The organism is Hoeflea ulvae (genome assembly GCF_026619435.1).
Lineage (GTDB): Bacteria > Pseudomonadota > Alphaproteobacteria > Rhizobiales > Rhizobiaceae > Hoeflea > Hoeflea ulvae.
In genome coordinates this window covers 2,706,574-2,732,996 of record NZ_JAOVZQ010000001.1, presented here as the reverse complement: position 1 = coordinate 2,732,996, position 26,423 = coordinate 2,706,574, and the positions used below count along the sequence as shown (strand labels likewise).

At 61.4% G+C, this 26,423-nt stretch carries 17 protein-coding genes and 1 tRNA gene; 6 read left to right on the top strand and 12 right to left on the bottom strand.

Features of this window, described 5'->3' with window-relative positions:
* The first annotated feature begins 550 nt into the window (after positions 1-550).
* Positions 551-850: a hypothetical protein gene (locus OEG82_RS12920; protein ID WP_267612835.1), complete on the top strand. Its 300-nt coding sequence runs from the start codon at positions 551-553 to the stop codon at positions 848-850.
* Positions 851-1,048: 198 nt separating this feature from the next.
* Entirely contained in the window at positions 1,049-1,348 is a 300-nt protein-coding gene (locus OEG82_RS12915; protein WP_267612834.1) for a hypothetical protein, read from the top strand.
* 211 nt (positions 1,349-1,559) lie between these two features.
* Here OEG82_RS12915 and mfd read toward each other — a convergent pair whose 3' ends face one another.
* Positions 1,560-5,066, bottom strand: coding sequence for a transcription-repair coupling factor (mfd, locus tag OEG82_RS12910; RefSeq protein ID WP_267612833.1), 3,507 nt, complete (start codon positions 5,064-5,066; stop codon positions 1,560-1,562).
* Positions 5,063-5,386 carry an FAD assembly factor SdhE gene (locus OEG82_RS12905; protein WP_267612832.1) on the bottom strand — a complete coding sequence of 108 codons (324 nt, stop codon included), beginning with the start codon at positions 5,384-5,386 and terminating at the stop codon, positions 5,063-5,065. The genes mfd and OEG82_RS12905 overlap by 4 nt, the downstream gene beginning before the upstream one ends.
* Positions 5,387-5,479: 93 nt before the next feature.
* Here OEG82_RS12905 and recG point away from each other — a divergent pair, with 93 nt between their 5' ends.
* The gene (gene recG, locus OEG82_RS12900) at positions 5,480-7,597 is read left to right on the top strand and encodes an ATP-dependent DNA helicase RecG (protein ID WP_267612831.1); all 2,118 of its coding nucleotides are present in this window, start codon (positions 5,480-5,482) and stop codon (positions 7,595-7,597) included.
* 38 nt (positions 7,598-7,635) lie between these two features.
* On the opposite strand, the gene OEG82_RS12895 is transcribed toward recG, so the two are convergent.
* From OEG82_RS12895 to glmU, 3 genes are all read right to left on the bottom strand, one after another.
* Positions 7,636-8,301, bottom strand: coding sequence for a DUF502 domain-containing protein (locus OEG82_RS12895; RefSeq protein WP_267612830.1), 666 nt, complete (start codon positions 8,299-8,301; stop codon positions 7,636-7,638).
* A 118-nt stretch (positions 8,302-8,419) separates the two neighbouring features.
* Entirely contained in the window at positions 8,420-10,249 is a 1,830-nt protein-coding gene (gene glmS, locus OEG82_RS12890; RefSeq protein ID WP_267612829.1) for a glutamine--fructose-6-phosphate transaminase (isomerizing), read from the bottom strand.
* 120 nt (positions 10,250-10,369) lie between these two features.
* Complete coding sequence (gene glmU, locus OEG82_RS12885; protein ID WP_267612828.1) at positions 10,370-11,740, bottom strand: bifunctional UDP-N-acetylglucosamine diphosphorylase/glucosamine-1-phosphate N-acetyltransferase GlmU; 1,371 nt, start codon at positions 11,738-11,740, stop codon at positions 10,370-10,372.
* 106 nt (positions 11,741-11,846) lie between these two features.
* Between glmU and OEG82_RS12880 the strand changes: the two genes are divergently transcribed.
* On the top strand, positions 11,847-12,770 hold the full coding sequence (locus OEG82_RS12880) for a DMT family transporter (RefSeq protein WP_267612827.1): 924 nt from the start codon (positions 11,847-11,849) through the stop codon (positions 12,768-12,770).
* Between the two features lie 13 nt (positions 12,771-12,783).
* Here OEG82_RS12880 and OEG82_RS12875 read toward each other — a convergent pair whose 3' ends face one another.
* The gene (locus tag OEG82_RS12875) at positions 12,784-13,527 is read right to left on the bottom strand and encodes a cytochrome c biogenesis CcdA family protein (RefSeq protein WP_267612826.1); all 744 of its coding nucleotides are present in this window, start codon (positions 13,525-13,527) and stop codon (positions 12,784-12,786) included.
* 319 nt (positions 13,528-13,846) lie between these two features.
* On the opposite strand from OEG82_RS12875, the gene OEG82_RS12870 reads away from it, so the two are divergent.
* Positions 13,847-13,922 (top strand) — tRNA-Lys (locus OEG82_RS12870).
* Between the two features lie 453 nt (positions 13,923-14,375).
* On the opposite strand, the gene OEG82_RS12865 is transcribed toward OEG82_RS12870, so the two are convergent.
* The 6 genes from OEG82_RS12865 to OEG82_RS12840 all read right to left on the bottom strand — a co-directional run bounded on the left by OEG82_RS12865 (position 14,376) and on the right by OEG82_RS12840 (position 24,653).
* Positions 14,376-16,226, bottom strand: a complete 1,851-nt coding sequence (locus OEG82_RS12865) for a hypothetical protein (RefSeq protein ID WP_267612825.1) — start codon at positions 16,224-16,226, stop codon at positions 14,376-14,378.
* Positions 16,205-17,305: a family 8 glycosyl hydrolase gene (locus tag OEG82_RS12860; protein ID WP_267612824.1), complete on the bottom strand. Its 1,101-nt coding sequence runs from the start codon at positions 17,303-17,305 to the stop codon at positions 16,205-16,207. The genes OEG82_RS12865 and OEG82_RS12860 overlap by 22 nt, the downstream gene beginning before the upstream one ends.
* On the bottom strand, positions 17,302-19,680 hold the full coding sequence (locus tag OEG82_RS12855; RefSeq protein ID WP_267612823.1) for a cellulose biosynthesis cyclic di-GMP-binding regulatory protein BcsB: 2,379 nt from the start codon (positions 19,678-19,680) through the stop codon (positions 17,302-17,304). Before OEG82_RS12855 ends, OEG82_RS12860 begins: the two co-directional genes overlap by 4 nt.
* Positions 19,680-21,905 carry a UDP-forming cellulose synthase catalytic subunit gene (gene bcsA, locus OEG82_RS12850; RefSeq protein ID WP_267612822.1) on the bottom strand — a complete coding sequence of 742 codons (2,226 nt, stop codon included), beginning with the start codon at positions 21,903-21,905 and terminating at the stop codon, positions 19,680-19,682. Before bcsA ends, OEG82_RS12855 begins: the two co-directional genes overlap by 1 nt.
* Before the next feature lie 793 nt (positions 21,906-22,698).
* On the bottom strand, positions 22,699-23,793 hold the full coding sequence (locus tag OEG82_RS12845) for a helix-turn-helix transcriptional regulator (RefSeq protein ID WP_267612821.1): 1,095 nt from the start codon (positions 23,791-23,793) through the stop codon (positions 22,699-22,701).
* A gap of 560 nt (positions 23,794-24,353) precedes the next feature.
* On the bottom strand, positions 24,354-24,653 hold the full coding sequence (locus OEG82_RS12840; RefSeq protein WP_267612820.1) for a Dabb family protein: 300 nt from the start codon (positions 24,651-24,653) through the stop codon (positions 24,354-24,356).
* Between the two features lie 600 nt (positions 24,654-25,253).
* Between OEG82_RS12840 and OEG82_RS12835 the strand changes: the two genes are divergently transcribed.
* Positions 25,254-26,423: a hypothetical protein gene (locus tag OEG82_RS12835; RefSeq protein ID WP_267612819.1), complete on the top strand. Its 1,170-nt coding sequence runs from the start codon at positions 25,254-25,256 to the stop codon at positions 26,421-26,423.

Sequence of the window (26,423 nt, the reverse complement as noted above, 5' to 3'; positions counted from 1 at the left end):
TCCGGCTCCCGACCTGACGCGCATTTGACGGATAAGCGCCCCGGCATTCCCCGATGCCGGGGTTTTTCATGGCCGGATGCGCGTGGAAAGCCCAGATATGGCTCGCATTTTCATCACTTCCGGTAAGCGGCGATCACGCATTGCGTGATCGGGCGTGAGATCCGGCCCCATATCCATCACGCAGCGCAGCATGGTGAGAATTTCCCGAAAGAAAATTCAAAATTGCAAAGGCCCGCATTCCGGGCTTTTGAAAATCTGATGGTTAGCCGTCAGTGAACGCTGCGGTTATGTGACGTTGACAATGGCGCGGCCTTGGCGCCTCAATATCGATCTAGGTTATTGAAATTGCGGGGTATTCTAGAATTGACCGGATTTCCGGTCTTTTACGGTCACATATCTCGCACGCCGCGATCACGTCCATGTGGTTCGCATGTCATCGGCGACAGGCCCATTTCTAGGTCATCGGAACGGCGCGGCCCGGACAACACAACGGACCGCACACTTCCCACCAAGATTGAAGACAACGCAAACACACACAAGGACAACGACCATGAACAAGCTCATCATCGCACTCGGCCTGACCCTCGCAGCTTCCACCGGCGCTTTTGCCGCTTCCTCGGCCCTCGACGCCTACAACGTTCCTGCCGCGCAGGGTTCCGCGCACTACGCCGTCGGCGTTTCCAACGACCTGGTCAGCTATGACCGCGCCAACAATGACGGTTCGCCGAGCTTCCAGGCCCCGCAGGGTGGCGTCGACTACACGGCCACCGCTTCGGTCGGCGACAGCTCGAACGAGCAGGTCATCTACAACCGGGCCGGCAATGACGGTTCGCCAAGCTTCGCCCGCTAAGCACAAGAGATTGCAGGGCCGGTTTTCCCTCCTGTCCGGTCCTGCCCTCCTTTTCTGCTGATCACACATCCGTGATGGCGGGAATGAAATGGCTCAGGAACCTTATCGAGGCCCGGCCATTGTCACCCCGAACCACGAACGAAACAGACTGACGCTGTCCTCCCAAGACGCGGAAATGAAAACTGAAAGGACTATACAATGAACAAGTTTCTTATCGCACTCGGCCTGACCGTTGCTGCCTCCACCGGCGCATTTGCCGACTCGACCGCACTCGATGCATATGATTTCCCTGCCGCACAGGGCAGCGCCAATTACGCTGTCGGCACGTCCAACGACCTGGTCACCTATGACCGTGCCAACAACGACGGTTCGCCGAGCTTCGAAGCCCCGCAGCAGGGCGGCATCGACTACACAGCCACGGCTTCGGTCGGCGACACTTCGAACGAGCAGGTCATCTATGACCGTGCCAACAACGACGGTTCGCCGCACTACAAATAAGACCAGAGATGCGATGGGTGCCGGCTCCCCTCCACCCGGCCCCTCGCTCTGGTCGATCCCAAGGTCTTAAGGCCAGGTCAGCTCCCCCCGCTGGCCCAGAGCTTCAAGGCCCCCCGCGATAGCCATCGGCGCTGACACTCCGTCGGGCGCCAGGCAGTCGCGCAAAAGCCCCGTCCGCAAGGTCGGGGCTTTTCGCGTTCAAGGGACGGGATTAGCCCGCAAGCTCTGCAAGCTGCGTCATCACCACTGCCGCCCCGGTGAGGCGCTTCTCGGGGGTTGGCAGGTCGCGGATGAAGACGATGCTCTGGTCGGGGCGGATCTTGGCCAGCGATCCCTGCTTGGAGATGTGGCCCACCAGGGCAGCCGGATTGGCGAATTCCTTGTTGCGGAACTGCACCACAACGCCCTTCGGCCCGGCATCGAGTTTTTCGACATTGGCCTTGCGGCACAGCGCCTTGATGAACACGATCTTCAGAAGATGCTGAACCTCGATCGGCAGCGGACCGAAGCGGTCGATCAGTTCTGCACCAAATCCGTCGATATCGGCCACATCGGTGATGTCGCCGAGCCGGCGGTACAGGCCAAGTCGCAAATGCAGGTCGGGCACATAGTTTTCGGGGATCATCACCGGGGTGCCGACGGTGATCTGCGGCGACCAGCCGGTGTCGACCACCTCGTCCTCGCCGCGCACCTCGGCGACGGCCTCTTCGAGCATGTTCTGATAGAGCTCGAAGCCGACCTCCTTGATATGGCCGGACTGTTCCTCGCCCAGCAGATTGCCGGCGCCGCGAATGTCGAGATCATGGCTTGCCAGCTGGAAGCCGGCGCCGAGCGTATCGAGCGATTGCAGCACCTTGAGCCGCTTGTCGGCCGTTGCCGTCAGGGTCTTGTTGACCGGCAGCGTGAACAGCGCGAAGGCGCGGACCTTGGACCGTCCGACCCGGCCGCGGAGCTGGTAGAGCTGGGCCAGGCCGAACATGTCGGCGCGGTGGACGATCAGCGTGTTGGCGGTCGGCACATCGAGACCGGATTCGACGATGGTCGTCGACAATAGCACATCATACTGGCCGTCATAGAATGCGTTCATGATGTCATCGAGCACGCCCGGGCTCATCTGCCCGTGGGCGACGGCGAATTTCAGTTCCGGCACGTCCGTGCGCAGGAATGCCGCGATATCCTCGAGATCGGAAACGCGCGGACAGACATAAAAACTCTGGCCGCCGCGATAATGCTCGCGCATCAGGGTCTCGCGGATGGTCACCGGGTCGAACGGCGAAATGAAGGTACGCACCGCCATCCGGTCGGCCGGCGCCGTGGTGATCAGCGACAATTCGCGCACCCCGGTCATGGCAAGCTGCAGCGTGCGCGGGATCGGGGTTGCCGACAGGGTGAGCACATGCACGTCGCTCTTGAGCTCCTTGAGACGCTCCTTGTGCTTGACGCCGAAATGCTGCTCCTCGTCGATGATCAGCAGCCCGAGATTGGCGAACTGGATCGAGGAACCCAGCAATGCGTGCGTGCCTATGACGATGTCGGTCTTGCCGGAGGCGAGCTCCGCCTTGGTCTGGGCCAGTTCCTTGGCGCCGACCAGACGCGAGGCCTGTGCGATCCGCACCGGATAGCCGCGCAGGCGTTCGGTGAATGTCTTGAAATGCTGCCGGGCCAGCAGCGTCGTCGGCACCACTACGGCCACCTGCACGCCGTTCATGCCGGCAATGAAGGCGGCCCTGAGCGCCACTTCGGTCTTGCCGAAGCCGACATCGCCGCAGATCAGGCGGTCCATCGGCTGCCCGGCGGCAAGATCTTCGCGCACCTTGTCGATCGCCGCCATCTGGTCTTCGGTCTCGTCATAGGGGAAGCGGGCGGCAAACTCGTCATACAGCCCCTCCGGCGCGTCCAGTACCGAGGCCTTGCGCATGTGCCGTTCCGCGGCAATGCGAATGAGCCCCTCGGCCATGTCGAGCAGCCGTTTCTTCAGCTTGGCCTTGCGCGACTGCCAGGCGACGCCGCCAAGCCGGTCAAGCTGCACTTCGGCACTGTCAGACCCGTAGCGGGTCAGCAGCTCGATGTTTTCAACCGGCAGGAACAGCTTGGCATCGCCGGCATAATGCAGTTCCAGGCAGGCATGCGGCGCGCCGGCGGCTTCGATGGTGCGCAAGCCGATGAACTGGCCGATGCCGTGTTCGGCGTGGACGACATAGCTGCCCTCGTCGAGGCCGGACACCTCGGAGATATAGTCCGCGCCGCGGCGCTTGCGTTTGGATCGGCGGACCAGCCGGTCGCCCAGCACATCCTGCTCGCCGATCACGACGAGATCGTCGATCTCGAAGCCGCCTTCAATGGCGAGCACCGCCGCTGCCGCCTCACCCGGCTTCAACTTGTCGAGGTCGGCATGGTGATTGACCCGCACGACTCGCTCGAGTCCGTGCTCACCGGTAACCTGCAGCAGCCGGTCGAGCGAGCCTTCGGTCCAGGCGGTGATCAGGACCTTGCGGCCCTGGCTTCGCTTGGCCCCGACATGGGCGACCAGCTTTTCGAACAGGTTGACGCGGCCGCTCTCGGCGGATTTGTCGGCCTCGGCGTCCGCCGCCCAGCGCGGTCCGGTGGCGGTGTCGAGCTCGATCACCCGGCGCGCGGCGTTTTCGGGCTCATGAAACGGCGTCACCCGGATGGCGTTTCGCGCTTCCAGCTCGGCCCGCAATTCGGCCATGTCGAGATAGAGCAGGTCCGGATCGATCGCCTTGTAGGGCGTGGCGTGGACGCTCTTGCCCTTGTCGATCGATTGCGCCGCGATCCGCGCGCCATGGTGATCGACGATCTGCGCCCGGCGCTCGCTGGCGGCCTCGGTCAGCATGTGGTCGCCGGCGATGCGGAAGCCGGTCAGATAGTCGAATACCGTTTCCATCTCGTCGTGAAACAGCGGCAGCCAGTGTTCCATGCCGGGATAGCGGCGGCCCTCGCTGATCGCCACATAGAGCGCGTCGTCGCGTGTCGCGGCGCCGAAGCGGGCGAGATAATTGGTGCGGAACCGGCTGATCGTTTCCGGCGCAAGCGTGACTTCGCTCATGGCGTTGAGCGACAATTCCTTGGCCTGCGATGTGGTGCGCTGCGAGGCAGGATCGAAATGGCGCACGCTTTCGAGCGTATCGCCGAAGAAATCCAGCCGCACGGGTTCATCGGCACCCGGCACGAAGACGTCGAGAATACCGCCGCGCACCGCGAACTCACCGACTTCGCGAACCGTATCCACCCGTTCGAACCCGTGCTGGGCGAGCCGGCCTGCCAGATCCTCCATCTTCAACCGGTTGCCGGCCTTGGCCGAGAACCCCAGCGCCGAGACCACCGACTTGGGAGGAACGCGCTGCAGGATGGCGTTGACGGTCACCAGCACGATGGCCGGATGCGGGTTGTCCGGAAACTGCGCCAGCGCCGACAAGGCGGCGAGCCGCCGCGCCGAAATGTCGGCACCCGGCGAGACGCGGTCATAGGGAAGGCAGTCCCAGCCCGGCAGGCTCATCACCGGGATGTCGGGCGCGAAGAACCCCAGGTTCTGCTCCAGATCAGCCATGCGCTGGCCGTCGGAAATGATATAGGCCAGCGGCCCGGCCGACCGCGCCAGCTCGGCCAGCGCCAGGGCTTCCATGCCGTGCGGCACGCCCGACAGGGTGACCGGCGTGCGCGCCTCCGCAATCAATGCGACCGGAATCACTGGCTTCATGACTGGCCGGCCTGGCTTTCCGGGTCCGCCGCCGATGGTTCGAAATCGGGCACATAGGCCCTTATCCGGTCAAACATCGCGGTGCGGAACCGGTCCGGTGTTTCCGCCTCGCCCGTCACCCAGCGAAAGATATCGGCGTCTTCCTCGGCCATCAGCTGTTCCAGCTGGTCGAGTTCGGCTTCGTCAAGTGTTCCGATTTCCGCATCGGCAAAGCCGCCGATCACCAGGTCCATCTCGCGGATGCCACGGCGCCACGCCCGGACAAGAATGCGGCGGCGGCGCGGATCAAGGTCAGCGCTTGAACGAGTTGTTCCGGTCATGATGAGCCTTTATCGGTTGGATGGTTTCCATATCCTGTCGCCGGGCAAATGTCAGCCTTGCGTTTCAGGCAATTTTGCAGTTCATCTGGAACGATGCGTCCGCTCGAGCTCGATCCCCTGTTCAAAACCGTCGAAAGCCTGCCTGGAATCGGCCCCAAGCTGGCCGAGGCGCTGGCGCGCGTCACCGAACGGGAATCGCCGGAGGACACCCGCGCGCTTGATCTTGTGCTGCTGCCGCCGCATGGGTTGATCGACCGCTCCGCCAAATCCGAGATCGCGTTCGCCGCCGAAGGCGTCATCGCCACGCTGAAGGTCCGGATCGATCGCCACCAGCCATCGCCGCCGGGCCGCAAATCCGCGCCCTACCGGGTCTATGTGCATGATGAAACTGGTGAAATGGCGCTCACCTTCTTTCATTCCAAGCAGGCCTGGCTCGAAAAGCTGCTGCCCGTCGGCGACACGGTGCTGATCAGCGGCAAGGTCGAATGGTTCAATGGGCGGCCGTCGATGGTTCATCCGGACCACATTATCGCCGAAGCCGATATCCCCGGCTTTCCGCTGATTGAGCCGGTCTATCCGCTGACCGCGGGCCTGTCGCCCAAGATCCTGCGCCGGTCGATCGAGGCCGCGCTTGAACTCCTGCCGGACCTCCCCGAATGGGCCGATCCGCATCTGGTGACAAGGGACAGTTTTCCATCCTTCGCCGATGCGGTGCGGCAATTGCATCACCCCGACTCGCCCCATGATATCGAGCCGCAGACGCCGGTGCGCCGCCGCCTGGCCTATGACGAGCTGCTGGCGGGTCAATTGTCGCTGGCGCTGGTGCGCCAGACCCTGCGCAAGCTTCCGGGCCAGCCGGTGCTCGCCGAAGGCAAATTGCGGCAGGCGATCCTGCAGGCACTGCCGTTTTCGCTGACCGAAAGCCAGCAGAGATCGGTGTCCGAGATACTCGGCGACATGGCCGGATCCGACCGCATGCTGCGCCTGCTGCAGGGCGATGTCGGCTCGGGCAAGACCGCCGTGGCAATGCTGGCCATGGCCGATGCGGTCGAGGCCGGTGGTCAGGCCGTGCTGATGGCGCCGACGGAAATCCTGGCCCGGCAGCATTACGCCACCATCAGCAAGATGGCCGAAGCCGCCGGCATCGAGGTCGTGGTGCTGACCTCGCGCGCCAAGGGCCGCGAGCGAGCGGAGCTGCTGGAACGGATCGAATCCGGCGCGGCGCAGATCGTCATCGGCACCCATGCGCTGTTTCAGGAGACCGTGATCTATTCCAACCTGACCCTGGCCGTGGTTGACGAGCAGCATCGCTTCGGCGTTCATCAGCGGCTGCGGCTGACCGCCAAGGGCACCGCGCCGCACATGCTGGTGATGACGGCGACGCCGATACCGCGCACGCTGGTGCTGGCCGCCTTTGGCGACATGGATGTCTCCAAGCTCACCGAAAAACCCGCCGGCCGGCAGCCGATCGCGACAGTCACCATTCCCGACGATCGGCTGGGCGACATCATCGACCGGCTGAAGTCCGCGGTCAGCGAGGGCAAAAAGGCCTACTGGATCTGCCCACTGGTCGAGGATTCGGAAGAAAGCGACCTGATGTCGGTGGAAAGCCGCCATGCCATCCTCTCCAAGGCCTTCGGGCCCGCGCTGGCGCCGTTCGTATCGCTGGTCCATGGCCGGATGACGTCGGACGAGAAGGACCAGGCCATGACCGCCTTCAAGAGCGGACAGACCCGGCTGCTGGTGGCCACCACCGTGATCGAGGTCGGCGTCGACGTGCCGGACGCCACCATCATGGTGATCGAACATGCCGAACGCTTCGGTCTGGCGCAATTGCACCAGTTGCGCGGCCGGGTTGGCCGGGGCGACGGTGCGTCAAGCTGCATCCTGCTTTATCACGGCCCGCTCGGCGAAACCGCGGGTGCGCGGCTCTCGGTGCTGCGCGAAACCGAGGACGGGTTCCGGATTGCCGAGGAAGATCTCAAGCTGCGCGGTGAAGGCGAAGTTCTGGGCACCCGACAGTCGGGCCTGCCGGGCTTCCGGCTGGCTGATCTGGCAGTCCATGGCGACCTGCTGGAAATTGCCCGGACCGATGCACGCAACGTGCTGGAGACCGATCCGGCACTGTCACAACCGCGCGGCGCGGCCTTGCGGATGCTGCTCTACCTGATGCGGCGCGATGAGGCGATCCGCTTCCTTCGGGCCGGTTGAGGCCGTCCCATGCTGAGGCCAGGGCCCGGAGGGCCGTTTCAGCCTTTGGACTTGACCGGCAGTGTTTTCGGAAAATTCGGTGACACCAGTCCGGCAGAAATGACCATCTTGGCAGCTTCCTCGACGCTCATGTCGAGAATGATGATGTCCTTGCGCGGCACGAACAGCAAAAATCCCGAGGTCGGATTGGGCGTTGTCGGCAGGAACACCGATATCGAATCCTCACCGGGAAGACGATGATCGACTTCGCCCTTGGTGTCGGTGGCAATAAAGACAATCGACCACAGTCCCAGCCGCGGATACTGGATCAGGCCGGCCTGCTTGAACGAGCTGCTCTGTTCGGCCAGCACCGTCTGGAAAATCTGCTTCAACCCCTTGTAGAGGCTGCGCACCAGCGGCATCCGGTCGAGCAGCGACTCCCCGAAGGAGACGATGGTGCGTCCGACCAGGTTGGCAGTCAGGAAGCCGATCATGGTGATCACGAACAGGGCCGTCAGCAAGCCGAAGCCCGGCACCGCGAAGGGCAGATAGTGATCAGGATTATAGGCCTGCGGAATATAGGGTTTGACCCAGCCATCGACCCAGAGGATGAACGACCAGGTGAGATAGGCGGTAATGGCGATCGGCGCCACGATGATCAGGCCGGTCAGAAAATAGTTTCGCAGCCGCAATCGCGCGGCTGGCCGTTTTTGCTTCTCAGTCATCGTTCATCTTGCCTCTGGCTGATCACGCACGGTGTTGCACTGCACCCCTATATAGATATCGTCCACCCGGCAAAACAAGCGCCTTGTGCACGATAGCCGTTTCGGGGCTGCAAGCGCCCTATTCAACCGTGACGGATTTGGCCAGATTGCGCGGCTGATCGACATCGGTGCCCATGAAAACGGCTGTGTGATAGGCAATCAGCTGCACCGGCAGCGCATAGAGCAGCGGCGCGACAATATCGTCGACCACAGGCAGGACAATGGTGGACATCGTCTCGAGCGTGGTCGCCGCCGCACCCTTTTCGTCGGTGATCAGGATGATCTGACCGCCGCGGGCGGCCACTTCCTGCATGTTGGAGACGGTCTTTTCGAAATGCCGGTCATGCGGCGCGATCACGATCACCGGCATGTTCTCGTCAATCAGCGCAATCGGACCATGCTTGAGCTCACCCGCGGCATAGCCTTCGGCGTGGATATAGGAAATTTCCTTGAGCTTGAGCGCGCCTTCGAGCGCCAGCGGAAAGCTGGTGCCGCGTCCGAGATAAAGCACATCCTTGAACCGCGACAGCTCGCGCGACAGCGTCTCGATCTGCGGCTGGACCGATTTGAGCACATCGTTGAACAGCCGTGGCGCCTCGACCAGCGCCTGCACCATCCCGGTCTCGTCTTCCAGTGTCAGCGTGCCGCGCGCCCGTCCGGCGATCATTGCCAGCGCTGCCAGCACCGACAGCTGGCAGGTAAACGCCTTGGTCGAGGCCACGCCGATTTCGGGACCGGCCAGCGTCGGGAAAACCGCATCGGATTCGCGCGCGATCGTCGATTCACGCACATTGACGATCGCGCCGATGGTCAGCGCGTTGTCCTTGCAATAGCGCAAGGACGCAAGCGTGTCGGCGGTTTCGCCCGACTGGGTGATGAAAAGGGCAGCCATTTTGCCCGGCAGCGGCATTTCCCGGTAACGGAATTCCGAGGCGACATCGATTTCCACCGGCAGACGCGCATAGCGCTCGAACCAGTATTTGCCGACCAGCCCGGCGTAAAAGGCGGTGCCGCAGGCCGACATGGCCAGGCGGTCGAGATTGGCGAAATCGATCTGGGCGGCATCCAGCTTGACCCGGCCTTCGGCGAAATCGATGTAGTGGCTCAGCGTATGCGAGACCACTTCCGGCTGCTCATAGATTTCCTTCTCCATGAAATGCCGGTGATTGCCCTTGTCGACCACATAGGCGGTGCCGCGCGAGATCTGGCTCGGGCGCTCGACGCGCTCTCCGGATACGTCATAGATTTCGAGATCGTCATGGGTGATCACCACCCAGTCGCCATCATTGAGATAGGTGATCTCGTCGGTGAACGGCGCCAGCGCGATTGCGTCGGAGCCGAGGAACATCTCGTCCGACCCGTGTCCCACGGCCAGTGGCGGTCCGGAGCGGGCGCCCAGAATCATGTCAGGATGATCCTCAAACAGTACCGCCAGCGCATAGGCGCCCTCGAGCAGCGACAAGGCCTTCTGCATGGCGTCGCGCGGTGTCATGCCCTGCCTGCGGTAGGACGAGAGCAATTGCGCCACCACCTCGGTGTCGGTCTGGCTGTGAAATTCCGCGCCGTTTGCAAGCAGTTCGCTGCGCAAGGGCGCAAAATTCTCGATGATGCCATTGTGGACCACGGCGACGCCTTCGCAGAAATGCGGATGCGCATTGCTTTCCGTCGGTGCGCCATGGGTTGCCCAGCGGGTGTGGCCGATGCCGATCAGCCCGGCCAGCGGCTCCTCGCCGAGCCTGCGGTCGAGATTGGCGAGCTTGCCCTCGGCGCGGCGGCGTTCGAGATGACCGTCATGAATGGTGGCAACACCGGCGGAATCATAGCCGCGATATTCGAGCCGCTTGAGCGCGTCCACAAGCAGTGGCGCCACCTGACGCTGTCTGCCAACAATCCCGACTATGCCGCACATGGACTTCTCCTGCTTAAAGTGTTGGCAAAGCTCATACGCAGCAACGCCTGGTTAGGCCAGTGCCCTGTTGCTGCAGGCCCGCTCAATTTTGGTGACACCGCGTAACCGGCCTGTTCCGCCCTATTGATGACGCGACGCCGATTTTAGCGCCTTGATGGCGGCGATCTTCTCCCTCAGCCGTGCAGCCCGGCCCGGCTTGGTCTCCTGCCGCGCACGAGCAATCGCCAGCGCGTCGTCAGGAACATCCATGGTGACAACGCTGCCCGATCCGACAAAGGCGCCGTCGCCGATCCGGACCGGCGCCACCAGGGAGGAATTCGACCCGATGAAGGCCCCTGCCCCGATTTCGGTCAGATGCTTGTTCTGGCCGTCATAATTGCAGGTGATGGTGCCCGCGCCGATATTGGCGGCCTTGCCGATCACGGCGTCACCGACATAGCTTAGGTGATTGACCTTGGCGCCGTCGCCGATTTTTGCCTTCTTGGTTTCGCAGAAATTTCCGACCTTGGCCTTTTCGCCAAGTTCGGTGCCCGGACGCAGCCGCGCAAAGGGTCCGATCACCGCCGATGGTCCGACATCAGCGCCTTCGAGGTGGCAGAAGGCGTGGATGACGGCACCGGCGCCGACGCGGACGCCGGGCCCGAACCAGACATTGGGCTCGATCAGCACGTCATTGCCCAGTTGCGTGTCGAAGGACAAAAACACGCTCGCCGGATCGATCATGCTCACGCCCGACAGCATGGCGGCGTGGCGGGCGCGCGCCTGCCAGACCTGCTCGATCTCGGCCAGTTCGGCGCGGGTGTTGCAGCCCATCATGTCTTCTTCCGGCGCCTCGATGGCCACGCATTTGAGGCCACGGACGCGGGCAATCTCGACAATGTCGGTGAGGTAATATTCGCCCTTGGCGTTGGCATTGCCGATGGCTTCGAGCAGGCTCACGGCTTCGGGCCCCGAAAAGGTGATCACGCCGCCATTGCAGAAATCGATGGCGCGTTCATCTTCGCTGGCTTCCTTGTGCTCGCGGATGGCGACAAGCTCGCCGTCTTTTTCGATCAACCGGCCATAGCCGGTGGGATCGGCGGCGCGAAAGCCCAGCACCACCACGTCGGCGCCCTGTGCGCGTTGATCAATCGCGGCCGTGAGGCTGTCGGGGCTGATCAGCGGCGCGTCGCCATACAGCACCACGACGTCGTCAAAGCCTTCGCTGATCACGTCCCGCGCCATCAGCACCGCATGGCCCGTGCCCTTACGCTCGGTCTGCTCCACAGGGGTGACCGGAACATCAAGCCCGGCCCCGGCAGCGTCGGTGACAAGCTCGGCATCGCGGCCGACCACCAGCGCAACCTTGCCCACGCCGGCCGCAGCGGCCGCCCGGGTCACGTGCGCGATCAGCGGAAGGTTTCCGACCGTGTGCAACACTTTGGATTTGGAGGATTTCATCCGTGTTGCATCACCCGCTGCAAGCACGACTGCCAGACATGTTCGCGCCATTCCATCACCTCTTTGTCGAATCGCTTGTTTACCGTTGCCGGACCCTATAGCACCTGATCCGGCCTATGGCCCTTTGATGCACATCCGGCCATGATTTGGAAGCCCCGTGACCCCAGACACTTCATCCCCCAGCCAGACCGGATTGGCTCGCTTCGTGCCAATCACGGTGATGCTGCTGACACCGTTGTTCTTTGCCTCGAACCTGATTTTCGGGCGATACACCATTTCCGAAGTGGCGCCGTTCACACTTGCCTTCCTGCGCTGGACGGCGGCCGCGCTGGTGCTGTTTCCGTTTTTATGGATGGCGCGCCCCAAGGTGCGCAGCTATGTCACCACCTCGCCGGTGCACTGGCTGGTGCTGGGATTTCTGGGCATGTGGATCTGCGGCGCCGGTGTCTATTACGCGCTGCAGTTCACCACCGCCACCAACGGCACGCTGATCTACACCACCTCGCCGCTGATCGTGATCATTCTCGAAAGACTGTTTTTCGGCCGTCCGACGAGCTGGCGCGAGATCGCCGGCATTGTGCTCGGCTTTCTCGGCGTCGCCATTATCGTGCTCAAGGGTGATCTGGGCACCATCATCCATTCCGCGTTCAATCGCGGGGACCTCATCTTCATCTTTGCCGCCCTGTCCTGGGCCGGTTATTCGGTTCTGCTCAAGGGCCCGCGCACCGCCGCCATTCCAGGGCCTGCGCTGTTTGCGGTGGTCACGCTTGCCGGCGCCATACTGCTGGCGCCCTTTGCGCTGTGGGAATTTCTATCGGGTGGTCTGATGCCGCAAAGCTGGTCGGCCTGGGGCGGCATTGCCGGCATCGTGCTGTTTTCATCGCTGCTGGCGTTTTCGGGTTTCCAGTATGGCGTGGCCCGGCTTGGCGCCTCGACAGCCAGCGTGTTCATGTATCTGCTGCCGCCCTATGGCGTCGGCCTGGCTGTGCTGGTGCTCGGCGAGCCATTCGAACGGCACCACGCCATCGGCATCGTCACCGTTCTCGCAGGCCTGTTGCTGGCAGCCAGACGTCGGCGCTGACCACCCCGGGGGATCAGCCGATGCTGCCCAGCGCCGGGAAAGTTTCGAGCAGCCAATAGGCCATCGTCGCCATGCCGCCGGTCAGGAACAGGATCCCGGTCAGCACCAGCAGCGCGCCGGTCAGCTTTTCGACCGTGCCCAGATGCTGGCGGAATTTCTGGGTGAAGCGCATGAAGCGTTCGGAAAACAGCGCGGCAATCCAAAACGGCACCGCCAGGCCGAGCGAATAGGCCGCCAGCAGCATGGCGCCGGAGCTGACAGTCTCGCGCGCTGCAGCCACGCCGAGCACGGCGCCGAGCACCGGTCCGATGCAGGGCGTCCAGCCAAAGGCGAAGGCCAGGCCCATCAGATAGGCGCCTGACAGCGTGGCAGGCTTGCCGCCGCCGGCAAAGCGGGCTTCGCGCGCCAGCAGGCCGATCCGGAACAGGCCCAGAAAATGCAGCCCCATCAGGATGATGACCACACCGCCGAGCTTGGCCAGCAGGTCCATATGCTGGCGCAGCACGCCGCCAATGCTCGACGCGCCGGCGCCAAGGGCCACGAACACCGTGGCAAAGCCGAGGGTGAAGAACAGCGAGGCGACAAACACCGCGCGCCGCGTGTCGGATGCCCTGGCCGCCCCGCCGCGGAAATCCTCCACCGAGACGCCCGCCATGTAGCACAGATAAGGCGGCACCAGCGGCAGCACGCAGGGCGACAGGAACGACAGGGCGCCCGCCAGCAAGACGGTGAGAAGCGGTATGTCGGCAATCATCACGAAACCGGGAATCCTCTGATGTCAGAAATGCGCATGACCCGAACCGGTCGCCGCGGCTTTGATTGTCTGTCTAGCCGCCCGAATGCTGCAGCGCCAGTCACGATTTGGAGTGCAAAACGTGATCCGACCGGCCGGCATTAGTCGCAGGCTGGCGCCTCACGCTCTCCGGAAGAGGCTTGCACAGCGGTTTTTCTGCAACCGCAAAGTGCGCGGAAAAAACCGAAGGATCCCGATGGTTTTGCGGTTGACCATGGGCAGATGCCTCCCTATGTTCCGCGCCACTCGGCCCTGTCACGCAAATGCGTCGATCAAGGCATGGGAGCGCGTAGCTCAGCTGGTAGAGCAACTGACTTTTAATCAGTAGGTCCGGGGTTCGAACCCCCGCGCGCTCACCACCAAAAGCCAGAGACTTGTCGCCTCAGCGACCTTTCGGATTTGAAACTCGGCATCCCAGAGCGCGTTCATGCTAGTTTGGGTTTTTCTGCAGCAAAAGCACCCGGCAGCGCCTATCTCCGCGCGGACAGCGACGTGACGTCTTGCGCCACAGGATGACCAGGCAAGCCTGGTGCGTGGGAATGTGCTGCCAGCCCACTCCGGCCGGTCATGCTCCGTGGTCGGGTCGCAATGCCGGTTCACAGCCACCCGTGACGGACCGTGGAGGTCGTTGCCGCTTCCCGCGATTAGGACAACAGGACAAGGTGCCCTGCCCGCCCGCGTCACATAGAGCCGATCCAGGACCGGCTGTCCGCTCTGGCGCGCCGGGCTTGTCCGCAACACAGTCACGGGTCACAAGCAGGCTCAGCCTGAATGCAACCCGTGACTGGTTTTGACGGCGGAGTTCGCCTGGTCTAGCGGATTCTCGACAGTTCGTCGTACTGGTCGCCATATTTCCTGCGTATCGATGCAAGCGTCTTGTAGTGACGCAAACGCGAGGCAACAACTGCCAGCCCGATGACGCCACCCTTGCTGATTTCCCAATCCACCGAATTGCCAAACCATTCCCGCGCGTCGCGGTAATCCTTTTTCGCCACCAGGCTCCAGCCGATGGCCTGGGCGCCGAGTGCGGATTCAGTTTTGGAGACGATCTCCTGATACTCGGAGAATTCCTCGTCGCTGAGCTTCAGGTCGGAGTCCTCCTTGGTCAGGGCCTCGGCAATGATCTGCACATATTGGACTGACAGATCCGGTGACAGGTCGCGGGTCTTGCGGGCGAAGTCGAACGCCTCCTTGGTCCTGTCCAGTCTGCGAAGCGACAGGATCACACCTTCGAGAAGCTTCGGATCCTTCTTGATGTAGCTGGCTGCGGAAAACCATGCGTGGGACGCGTCATATTGCTGCTTGCTGAAATAGTACCAGCCAAACAGGCCGGCATCCTCGGCCTTTTGATGACGCTGAACAAAGGCCGCGAACCGCCGCAACTCGGCTTCGGAAATCGGCGGCGCCAGAAGGTCATCACCAGCACTGACCTTGCCCATGGCGCTCCGGAGCGGGTTGAAACTGACATCCTCGAATTCCGATGTCCCGTCCGGAAGGATCCTGCCCATTGCGATCAGCGCGCTGATACCCGGTTCAGGGAGCACGAGGCTCAGTTTCTGAACCGTCGCCAGCCGCTCGGAGGGATTGTCGCAATTTGTCAGAATGTATTTGTACAGCTCGAACGCGCGGGCATATTCCTGCATGCGCGCCAGCGTTTCACCCACATTCCACAATGTCTGCATCTGGTTGCAGACCAGAAGCTCGGGGCGGGAGCTGGCGATGCTGATCACCTCGGCCCCGTTGCCGGATGCAAAGGCGCGCTCAAGGCTCAGCCGCGCCTCGGCAGTGAGCAATTTGGAGCTCAGCTCCTCCGACGGGTTCCATTCAGGGTTGACGCTCTTGTAATTGGCAATCCGTGCGCGGACGCCGGAATAATCGCCCAGGGCAAACCGGTCCCATAGCGGCTGCTCATCGACATTGTTCTGCGGCGAGAACAGGTCCGACGGCGGCTCCCATCCGGGGTGGGAGAGTTTCAACCGGCGCATTTCCGCGCCCACTCTCGGAAGGTCGCGCTTGCTGGCATAATAGCGCAATGCCCCGATGTCGACTTCCTCATGGGCGGCTGCCTCCCCGGCCTCCTGCTGCAGGGCGGCACGGTCGGACTGGTTGAGCAGGAAGGGAGCCGCATTGGGCCTGGGAGGGGCGGCCTGTTCGGGCGGCAGCGAAGCCGATACGAAAGGGTTGTCGGTGGTCTGCGGCGCCTGTCCCGCAGGGTCCCCAAACGGGCTTGCAGCAAACGGATTGGCTTGTGCCGGCTCGACACCCGCCAGGGCCTGGGCAGATGGCTGGACACCAGGACTGAAGACCGGCGCACCCGCCTTGGCCAGCGCCGTGACCTGCATTTGCACCGGCTGGATCGTGGGCTGTACCGGTTGCTGCGCATGGGCGCCGGGCAGCAGGACCGGAACCGTGGCCGGCTGGCCGGGCGCGGCTGCCCAGCCATTGCCTGCAGGCAGTACCGCAGGATTGCCCTGATCGGCCAGGGCCAGAGCCTGGCCACCCGGGGCCTGCCACTGCGGGGCTGCAATGGGGGCGATCGGTTCATACGAAACGGCGGAGGATGGATAGACTGTCGGCGTATAGAGTGACTGCGCTGTGGCCAGAGACACTGTCAAGGCTGTGCCGGACAGGATCAATATCCTCAAGACTGACTGATTAGACATTTGGGATACCTCTCGGAAATGGCAAGGACACTTAGGAGTTGAAGTGTGGACGGATAGTAGTCGATGGGGTCGAACCCCCTTTTCCGCGCAACGGCAGGAAGCGCGCCACGGCTGCACTGGACCAGGTCGACGATCGCCTGGTAGCCGGGATCGGTCATCGCCCCGACGGGATTGCCGCTCTCAAGGTCGATCACCTTGATGGACGTTCCCTTGCCCGACACCCAGGCATCTTCAAACGGGACGAGCAGAGCGGATGGGCTTTTGGTGTACCAGCCCAGATAAAGCGGGATGCGCACGGCATCGTAGCCGAACAGCAATTCGAAGCCCGGCGCAGGTTCGATCTGCCCGTCCGAAGCCACGGAAATCCAGTTTGCCGGAAGCTTCGACGGACCGAACTGCGCCGCCTCGATCAGCTTGATGCCCGATGCGATGAGATCGCGTGACGGGAAGTCCTGAAAGGCGACACCGAGTTCATCGATCGCGGGGAAAACCCAATAGGAGAGATTGACGACCGGGCCTGCCGCGCCGGACGCCCCGTCAAATCCCTCGATCCCGGGCAGCAGCACCGGACCGAAACTGCTGTCGACCACCAGCGACCGGTTGACGGCCGCCACGATCCTGGCTGCAGCCGCCTGATGCGACATGTCTCCCCATTTGCGCGAGGCCCTGAGCAGAGCCCATGCGATCAGGAGATCCCCATCGGTGGCGTTGTTGAGATCCTTGACATGGGGATCGCCTTGCGGATCCCAACGCCAGGCGGCAAGCCCGTCAGTCCGGATCAGCAGGTTGGATTGCGTCCATGACCAGATCCGGTCGAAACTGACCCGGTCATCGGCTGCCACCGAGAGGAGCATGCCATAGCCCTGGCTTTCGCTGTGGCTGACATTGCCGTTGACATTGTCGATCACCCGGCCGGACGGCTCGACGAATTTGGTGATGTAGTAATGCCATGCCCCGCTGACATAATCGGACGGCAGCACGTCACGCTCGGATGCTGCGGCCTGCGTGCTCAATGCAAGGACGCAGAGGATCGGTGCGGCAAAGATCGCCAGAAGCGTTGGCGGCAACAGCTTCATCATCGCCGCCGCCTCCGCGCCTGGCGCAGCGTCAGATGGGTGAACACGCCGAGAAATCCGAAGGTGCCCATGACCGCGAAGACATATTTGTCGGTGTTGGTGGACAGCCACGCCGCCACGATCAGCCGGAGATTGGACACCTCGGGTGGCTGGGTCATGAAGAACGACGCGTCCGTGGTCTCGACCTTGTCCACGAATTCGCCGTTTTCGGTGATCGACTGCACGGTACCGCCCAGCCGGCTCCACACAGAGCGATGCGTCATGGTCAGAAGCGAATCGTGGAGTTCCTCGCCCCGCTTGGACGCAAACAGTGTCCATGCCGCCTCGCCCGACGGGTTCTTGCGCTGGGCAATCACCATGACGGCGTCTGGCGACGGCGAGAAGACAGGCTCCTGCTTGACCGGCGACGTCAACAGCTCGACATTGCCGCGCAGCTTGTTGATCACCTTGTAGGTGGTGTTCCGCCCCATCTCGAAATATTCGGCGCCAGAGGCGACGAAGCGGCCGTAATAGTCGCTTGCAACTCCCTTTGCCTTTTCCAGGACGGCAATTTCCCTGGTCCCCGATGCGAGCGGGGAATAGGTGGTGTTGAGCCCCAGAGAGATGTCGTCACTGGCAAAGGGCGCAAGCGGCTCGACACTGAGTGGAGAGGATACGCTGGCCACCGTTTGCGAAAGCGAGAAGTCGACGTTCATCTGACGAAGAAAATCAAAGGGAAGCGTGTCATAGGAGCCAAATGCAGCGAGTGCCGCATCCGCGTCCTGCGGAATGTCAGTGACGAACCGGGTCGGGAAAACCGACTTCGACGCATAGGCCAGCTTGGCGAAGAAGCTCGCCGCCGCGCTCATGGCCGAAAGGTCGGAGCGCGGAACCAGCACCGCCAGCGGGGCGGCGTCCGGACGGCTGACGAACTGGCTGAACTGCGAATTGACTGCCGCAAGGTCGGGATAGCGGCCAATTCGGGCAAAATCCGGCAGACCCAGATAGGAATCACCCATGATGCGCAACCGCCCGGCCCCACCGCCGACCCGCGTCGGATCGCAATTGTCATCAACGGGGGCCGGAAGCCGGGCTTCGATCGAGAACGTGTTCTCGCCGGGCCGGAAGGCGCTGAACGGAATGGGCAACTGCTGCTCGGAAATGAGGCCGTTGCGGCTCGCGCCCAGCGAGATTCTGGAAACGGTGAAGTCATTGAGCTTGATCAGGAGCTCCGCGCCCTTGGACAGTCCCGCTGCATAAAGCGCATTGAGGCGGACCTGGGCCTTGCCGTAGTCTCCCGGATAGAAATCATTCGGCATTCTGAAGTTCACCGATTGCTGGAAATAGCGGCCGGTGAAGGAGCGCAGATCGATTCCCAGATCGGAAAAACTCACATTGCTGCTGGGTTGCAGTTCCAGCCCTTCGAGCTTTCTGAGCGCGCGCAGGCCCTGCGGCGTGCCGACGTCCCGGCCCTGGCTCAACTGGGCGCGGAAGGCGGCAATATGGGCGCCGATCTCTTCGGTTGACCGGCCCGCTATCACCAGGCGCATGCGCTCGCCCTCTTCGGAGCCGGTGACGTAGATTCCGGGGCCGGCAGCCGACAGCGCAGGATCGTCGCCGAACAGGGACCGCACCATCTGCGGCGTGCCGATGGCAACATCGATGCCGGGTCCCTTGCCGGGGACCGTATTGAAGCTGACATCGGGGTGGTCGAAATGGGCAGCGATCGACATCGCGTTGATGGTTTCCACCAGCATGTCGGCAGTCTTCATCGACGATCCGGCCGGATAGAGCGCGGTGATCTGGGTCTTGCCGTTGTCGGTCCCGGCGATCGACGCGAGATCGGCAATCCCGCCCATGCTTTTGGGCCTGGAGGAAAAGGAGAACCCGCTCATCTGGGGATCGATCTGGGTCCACAGCTCATAGGTTGCCGCCACCGAGCAGTCGACCCGGTGAAACTGGTCAACCAGCAATGTGACGGAGTTGAAGCCGGGCTGGATGAGGCCGGGATTGACCGGCAGCGCGATGGTGCGTTTCTCGCCCGCCAGGGGCACCGTTCCGATTTCGACATCATTGACATAGACCGCCATGCGCGACTGGTCCGGCGTGTTCGATATCGCGCTCTGCAAGGTCAGGATCAGCTTGTTCTCGCCTGCGGTTTCCTCCGGCAATGCGTAGAAGGTGAACTCGCGGAAATTGCTTTCTCCGCTGAAGAACAGATCCCGCGTATCGGCGGAGAACGGCTTGAGCGCCGCCGACACCGGCGTCCGTGCACTCGGCTGGGAAGCCAGATTGAATGCGGCTTGCGAAAAGGCCGGGTTCACATTGAAGGACGACAGCAGCACGCCGGCACCCAGGGCAGCCTTGAGCAGGTGTTTGGATTTGATGGAAAAGGTCATCACGCCACCTCCGCTTTGGGGGTTAATTGGGGGGCAACAGAGTGAGCCGAGCTGTTGGCCACAGCCTCCTCGCCATTGCTGTTGCTCTTGAACAGGGCCATCCAGAAAGCCTTTGGTGGCGACACGAGAGCCCAGGCGATCAGTTTCAGGCTCGCAAACACGACGCTGCGACGGCGCCGGCGTTCTTCGCGTTCCTGGCGGATCTTGCCCAGATCGCCAAGGATCAGAGCACTGATGTTGGCGTAGTCTTCGGCATCGGGGCTGAGTGCGACCTTGAGGGTTTTCAACCCGTCATAGTCGCCTCGCTTGAAGCTCACCCGAAGCGTCGACGCCGGGGCATCCGCACGCTGCCGGGGCAGACTGATGAAGGCCTCGGCGCCGCTGCGCAACAATGATTGCTGATCAGTCGACCGGAGCCGAAGCTTTGCGGCCGAGGTGGACAATTCCGACAGGACGACAGGAATCCTGTCCGTGCCGACCACCAGGTCACAGAGGACTTCGGTCTTGGTTCTTTGCGCGCCTTCCTCGGACTTGCGCTCGACCACCACGCCGAGCGCCGCACCGGCGATGATGAGGTTCAACAGGTTCCACGCGCCCACCACAAGAAGCAGACCGGCAATTTCCGGCTCTGTCTGGTAGCGATAGCCGGCAATGCCCAGGGACAGGATCAGGACCACGAAGATGGCAAGATAGGGTGTCGCGAGTTCCGACAGCCGTTCCTCGTTGACCGCGTCGCCCTTTGCGGTGACGTTGAAGGTCGGCCGGGTCGGCGCGAGCAGAACGCTCACGATTGCCCGCAACAGATATATCGTCTGGATATATTCGTAGAGTTCGGACACCCAGGGCCAGCGGACCGTGCCATAGAGATAGGTCCGGATCATCTCGCCGACGACCAGATAGGTCATGGTGTAGGCGAAGAACTCGCCGATCGACGCGATGTAGATCTTCATGTCGAAGATGATGAACAGGATCGGCGCGGCCAGGAACACCAGCCGGATAAAGGGGAACATCCAGAACAGGTTGCTCGACAGATAGCAAAGCCGCTGGGCAAAGTTGAGCCCGGGCCGCGTCAGCGGGTTCTTGAGCAGGAGGATCTGGATCATGCCCTGGCACCAACGCGACCGCTGACCGATGAAACTGCTCAGCGTTTCGGGCTGCAGGCCGTAGATCATCGGCTTGTCGACATAGATGCTGTTCCAGCCCCGGCCGTGCAGTTCCAGCGCGGTTTCGCAATCCTCGGTGATGGTCACGCCGGCAAAGCCGCCGACCTGCTCGAGCGCGTTGCGGCGCAGAACCGCGGCAGAGCCGCAGAAGAAGGACGCGTTCCACCGATCAAGCCCCTTCTGGATCCGGGCGTAGAACATCTCGTTTTCGGAAGGCATGGCCGAGAAGGTATCGAGGTTGCGTTCGATCGGATCGGCATTGGCGAAGAAATGCGGGGTCTGAACCAGAAACAGTTTCGGATCCTCGTGGAAGTACCCGATCGTTTCGGCGAGAAAACATTTCTCCGGAGCATGGTCGGCGTCGAAAACGACAATCAGCTCTCCGCTGGAGACCGAAAGCCCGCCGTTGAGGTTGCCTGCCTTTGCATCAATATTGGCTGCGCGGGCATGATAGATGACACCGAGATCGTCGCACAGCTTGCTCAGTTTCCTGCCGCGGGCGATAGCCGCCGCAGCGGTTTCCGGATCTGAGGAGGTTCTCTTTTCCTCGGTCCCGCCATCGTCGAGCAGATATACCTGCAGCTTGTCCTCGGGATACTCCATGGCCTTGGCGGCGGACAATGTCAGCGCCAGGATATCGACGTCCTCATTGTAGGACGGAACGAATACATCGACCGTCGGCAGATCATTTTCAGCCGGCAAAGGCGCGGTCTTGCGATTGATCGGATCGGAAAAGACGAACAGGCTCAGGCCGAGCATGATGATGCAATACATTTCCGCTGCATAAAGGATGAGCGCCGGCACGATCGAATACAGATCGTCGAATGGCGGCAGCGTGTTGGTGGTGCGCCAATAGGCGTAGCGCAACACGATGATGGAAGCGAAGGCGAGGAAGATATGTCTCCATCCTCCGTCAAGCCGTGCCACGGAGATCAAGGCCAGCATGGTTATGACGGACAGGGCGATGATAAGCTGTCCAACGGTCCCTGTCGGCTGTACGATCAGAAAGACACCGATCAGCGCGAATAATAGCCACAGGGTGCGAATTACGAGTCTGTACATGATGCCATCCCTACTGAACTGTTATAGTCATTCACGTCCAGTGCCGGCTGCTTGCAGCGGGCACAGCTTTTCTCCGTGACGGCAACCGCGTTGCCGTCATTGTTGCATTTCGACTTTTTGTTTTATGGTTGGCTTGCGCCCTGGCCGCCTGCAGCAAGCCCGGCTGCTGCCTGGGCTATCCGGCAACCTGCCGTTGCTTTGAGCGGACCGGCCCCATTGGCCTGATTTACCGCTTCGGTTTGACCTGGTTCAATCTCATCGCTTCACCCCATACCCCGTCGCCGATCTGAAACCCGGAACCCGGGCCGACGGCATTTACACAAAAACACAGCTTTAAATCATGCCGACATTGCGCACAGTCTTCCCTCAGTAAAACGTCAAGCTCTACATGGCTGCATGAAGACCCGACACTGTCATCTAAGGTGTTGATCAAATCAAATCGAACGAGGACAACCGAATCAAGAGGAAAATGAATTGTTAAGGAAAAAACAACAAAAAAAACAAAACATTGTACCATTTGGTATCCGCGCGGATCTACCATTTGGTATAACGAAAAATGAATGGTGCTTAATTGGGCTTTTTGGGTGAATTATAAACATGCAAATGCGAAATTATTAGCCAGCCAGCCGCCCTGTATTTTAGTAAAAATGCAGCATCTTGTTGACAATTTATGTGCAGATGGTCAGAACGGCACACTTCCATTGCCTCACCGACCCACCGGTCGGCACCGGGTCGCGCAGCAACCCGGGGTCAAATCGGCCGGACACGCGCCTGACTGCCCGGGATATGGTTTCTATTCGCCGTATTCGGCTTCGATCTTCTTCATGAGTGCAACCAGGGATATTTGGCTGCCCGTCCCGGTCTTGCGGTATATCGACTTGAGCTGCTGACGTGCCGTACTGGGAGCAATGTCGTTGCGGTCCGCGATCATGGTCGGTGACAACCCGGCTTCAATTCCCAGAGCGATGCGGATTTCGGATGGAGACAGATTGTATTCCTGCGCCAGCGTCCGCGGCACCGCCGACTCGTCAATGCTGCATTTGCGCACAACAACCGCGCCGAAGGGTGCGGAAAAGAAATGCCGGCATGACAGCGGAAAGCGGACAACATCGGTGGCAACCAGATCGCCCTTTCCCGTCTTCGACAGGATCGCCAGGGGAGAAAGAGTGTCATCGCTCATCATCGCCCCGACCCGGCGGATCAGACGCATCCTGTCCCTTTCCAGGGGAAGAGCGAATGTGTCCTCGTCCAGCAAGCCGAGATCCTCGATGAAGCCGGCATCATCCTGATCGAGGATTTGGCAACTGCCGTCCAGCGTAACCGGCAGCATGATCGCGTTGTTGGCACGGACAAGTGTTCTCCAGACGGCAATTTGATCGTCATGAGCCTTGACCGCCCTGTCGGCCCCATCCTGGATCGCCAGCCTCATCGCCTGCAGCAGGGCTTCATTTTCCCTGATGCTGTCCATGCGTTCGGGGAGCAATCGCACCAGAAGACACCACTCTTCCTCCTGGAAGCGAAACCGAACCATAAGCTGGTGCGTAAAATCATGCGCACCGAACAGGCTTTCGACGGCTGTGTCCGAGCTGCCTGAGTGGGACCTTGCGACGAGACGAAACGATATCTCGGGATCGGGGTCGCGCGTGGTGTAGTGAATTTCGTCGGCGAGATGCTTTCTCGGGTCCTCCAGAGAGAGCCAGTCGTCGCGAAAGCCCTCAAGATTTGTCGAACAGACCAGTCGTTGGGAGGTTTTCATATGACCGGCGGGCAGGAAGATGGAACCGTTGCCGCCAAGCAGGTCGCTGGCCGCCTCGCAGACGCCAGTCCATGACGTCGCGTCCCCGGCGGCCGCAGCAAGGGCATCAGAAAGATCCCCGATATCAATCATTGCAAGTCCCTATCAACTCGTCCTCAAATAGATCGAATATTCGTGTGGCAGGAGAACAATAAATTGGCGCTCACCTGCTTTGCTAAAAGTCCCCATCTGTTACTTACCGTGACCAGGCACCAGTCTTTCCCTGGACTGCTTAGCATTTCCGGCGGCATCAGGCCAATCAGGCTCCTGTGCTGCCTGATCGAAGCAATCCTCATGCCACATCGCCATCGGATTGCGGGCCTGTTCAGTGAATGAACCCGCTATCGTGCAATCACAAAACAATGCACCATGCGACTGCGCTACCCGTCCCCTGCAGCATCCTCGGTACAGTATCGTTCAAACTCTATGACAGCATCGCGACAGTTTCGTCCTGCCCCGTTTGCTCCGGCCAAACATATCGTCTTGCAGTAACCATCTATTGGCGCGGTGAACGTGCACAAGCACTCCATAGCCCTCGCGCCGTCACCTGGCTGGCAGGAAGGCTATATCCGGCAACCAGACGCCGCTGCCGCCGGGTGGTGACCGCACGTCGCCAAACTTTGGCTTTGTTCGGGACGAAGCGCGCCGGGCAATCAATCCGGCAAGGGCACGTAATCGATTTCCAAAAAATCCTCGACCTCGGGGATCCAGCGATCGCGGACGAAGGCAACATGCTCGGGATGGTCGTTATAGGCCTGGTATTCGGCCTGCCCGTCAAACTCCATCGAAAATCCGTAGCCGAAATCGTTCTTGGCGGAGACCTGCTGAAGGGCTTCGAAGTTCCGCACGCCGGCAATTGCGCCGAGGATGCGCCGGCCATCGGCGAGGAACAGGCGTTCGAGCTCCGATCCTGCCGGGTGCTTGAGCCGGAATGCCACTGTGTGCCTGATCATGATGGTTCCCCCTCGGAATGGAGCGGCAAATGCCCCGGTCCGGTAACTGCGTGACGTTGCGTCCCTCGTGCCCCTTTCGGTGCGCAGGGCATTAGGACGTTGCCGCCCGGCAGCGATCAATGCACCTCGCGGCGCGTTCGGCAACAGCGCCGGGGCGCCAGGCGCCAATTTGCGCCGGTTTTCACCATGCCGGGCGTAATTTCTGCGGCGGGATATATGCGGAATCGGCGAGCGGTGCGATCCGCCGCAGCGCGCCCCGTTGCGACAGGGGCTCGACCTCGTGTCACCGTTTACCGGAGCCACAATCAATAGATATCTAAGCATCACCCTCAATCCAATAAAGAATCAACAGGTTTCGCAACTAAGCTTCCCATTAAAGGATTCCGAATTTTGTTTGTTCATAACATATAAATTAATTCAAATTTTGTCCTCTTGATTTTTCGACGATTACTTGGCAGGTTGGGGACACAAATAATAAGATCCATGGGGTTTCATACCAGCTGAACATTTATTGTAGGATTTTGAAGTTCGCCCGCTGAACACATGTGTGAACAACCCCCTTTGAGTGACGCTTTCAACACGCATTGAGGGAGACTTCGCATGGCCGATACCTATAATGGCATTCTCATCCGAGCCAATGGTTCCGACACAGGCTCGATACCGCGCGGCGGACCGTTCAGCGGTTGTCCGGACATCATCCCTTGGGGCCAGACATCGGTTCAGGACCCGCAAAGCACCTTCGGATCCGCTTCGGGCAGCGCCACCAGCTACAACAAGGACCCCGGTCAGAATATTCAGGCCAACAGTGTCAACTATATCTATGTGCGCGGCAAGAACACCGGCACCGCCGCGGTCGACGGCGCCCAGACCTATCTGTGGTATTCGCCGTCAAACCTGATCCTGTGGCCGCAGCAGTGGATGACCAATCAATACATGATCACCCCCGACAAGGCATCGGTCGGAACCAACTATGTCCCGATGAGCGCTGCGACCGGCGCGATCTGCGTCACCCCCGACCCCTTCATCTGGCTCAATCCGCAGCCGCCCGCTTCGGGTACGCATTATTGCCTGATCACCATGACCGGCACGAACTCGGAGATCGTCACCATGCGCGACAGCGCAATGTCGATTGTCAGCTCCGACGGGCTGGGGGCCTGGATTGCCGCCAATGGCGGCACCGGCTGGCGCAACGTCGCAACCGTCACCACCGGTTCCCCCGATTTCTCGACCATGACCAACTACACAAATGCCGGCCCGGTCACGAAGGTGCATTTCACCCTGCTTTGCACCAACCTGCCCGCCGGCTCCGAAGTCGCCTTCAGCTGCGCCGCGCCCAATGATGGTGGCGCCGGGTTCGACCCCATCGCCCTGCCCTGGACCAAGGTCCCGCCGCCTGCAGGCGGCAAGGACGGCGATACGGTCGCGTCCTTTTCCGCGGGCATGCAGACTCAGGTGATCGCCAATTACACCTCCGGTTTCTACTACCAGTACAGGTCCAACGGCTACAAGACGCCGCCGGGCTTCAACATCACCATGCAGGCCCTGGTCGTCTCCAACGGCAAGGATGCGCTGGCCGCCCATCCTTTGACCCTCGCCAGCTACGTTCCCGAAAGCACGATGATTTTCCGCCCGCGTGAAAACAGGCTGTCCCAGGGACTGAAATTCTACGCCGATGTTGACGGGGGCGACCCATTCGATCCGCCCGACAACGGCAATGTCACAGCGGCGATCATCGGCAGCCACACCACCCAATTGCCTGATCACGACTGA

What these genes read in the sequence shown, in the direction of transcription:
- OEG82_RS12920 (WP_267612835.1), top strand. Translation starts at nt 551, where the DNA reads ATGAACAAGCTCATCATCGCACTCGGCCTGACCCTCGCAGCTTCCACC.
- OEG82_RS12915 (WP_267612834.1), top strand. Translation starts at nt 1,049, where the DNA reads ATGAACAAGTTTCTTATCGCACTCGGCCTGACCGTTGCTGCCTCCACC.
- mfd (WP_267612833.1), bottom strand. Translation starts at nt 5,066, where the DNA reads ATGAAGCCAGTGATTCCGGTCGCATTGATTGCGGAGGCGCGCACGCCG.
- OEG82_RS12905 (WP_267612832.1), bottom strand. Translation starts at nt 5,386, where the DNA reads ATGACCGGAACAACTCGTTCAAGCGCTGACCTTGATCCGCGCCGCCGC.
- recG (WP_267612831.1), top strand. Translation starts at nt 5,480, where the DNA reads ATGCGTCCGCTCGAGCTCGATCCCCTGTTCAAAACCGTCGAAAGCCTG.
- OEG82_RS12895 (WP_267612830.1), bottom strand. Translation starts at nt 8,301, where the DNA reads ATGACTGAGAAGCAAAAACGGCCAGCCGCGCGATTGCGGCTGCGAAAC.
- glmS (WP_267612829.1), bottom strand. Translation starts at nt 10,249, where the DNA reads ATGTGCGGCATAGTCGGGATTGTTGGCAGACAGCGTCAGGTGGCGCCA.
- glmU (WP_267612828.1), bottom strand. Translation starts at nt 11,740, where the DNA reads ATGGCGCGAACATGTCTGGCAGTCGTGCTTGCAGCGGGTGATGCAACA.
- OEG82_RS12865 (WP_267612825.1), bottom strand. Translation starts at nt 16,226, where the DNA reads ATGTCTAATCAGTCAGTCTTGAGGATATTGATCCTGTCCGGCACAGCC.
- OEG82_RS12860 (WP_267612824.1), bottom strand. Translation starts at nt 17,305, where the DNA reads ATGATGAAGCTGTTGCCGCCAACGCTTCTGGCGATCTTTGCCGCACCG.
- OEG82_RS12855 (WP_267612823.1), bottom strand. Translation starts at nt 19,680, where the DNA reads ATGACCTTTTCCATCAAATCCAAACACCTGCTCAAGGCTGCCCTGGGT.
- bcsA (WP_267612822.1), bottom strand. Translation starts at nt 21,905, where the DNA reads ATGTACAGACTCGTAATTCGCACCCTGTGGCTATTATTCGCGCTGATC.
- OEG82_RS12845 (WP_267612821.1), bottom strand. Translation starts at nt 23,793, where the DNA reads ATGATTGATATCGGGGATCTTTCTGATGCCCTTGCTGCGGCCGCCGGG.
- OEG82_RS12840 (WP_267612820.1), bottom strand. Translation starts at nt 24,653, where the DNA reads ATGATCAGGCACACAGTGGCATTCCGGCTCAAGCACCCGGCAGGATCG.
- OEG82_RS12835 (WP_267612819.1), top strand. Translation starts at nt 25,254, where the DNA reads ATGGCCGATACCTATAATGGCATTCTCATCCGAGCCAATGGTTCCGAC.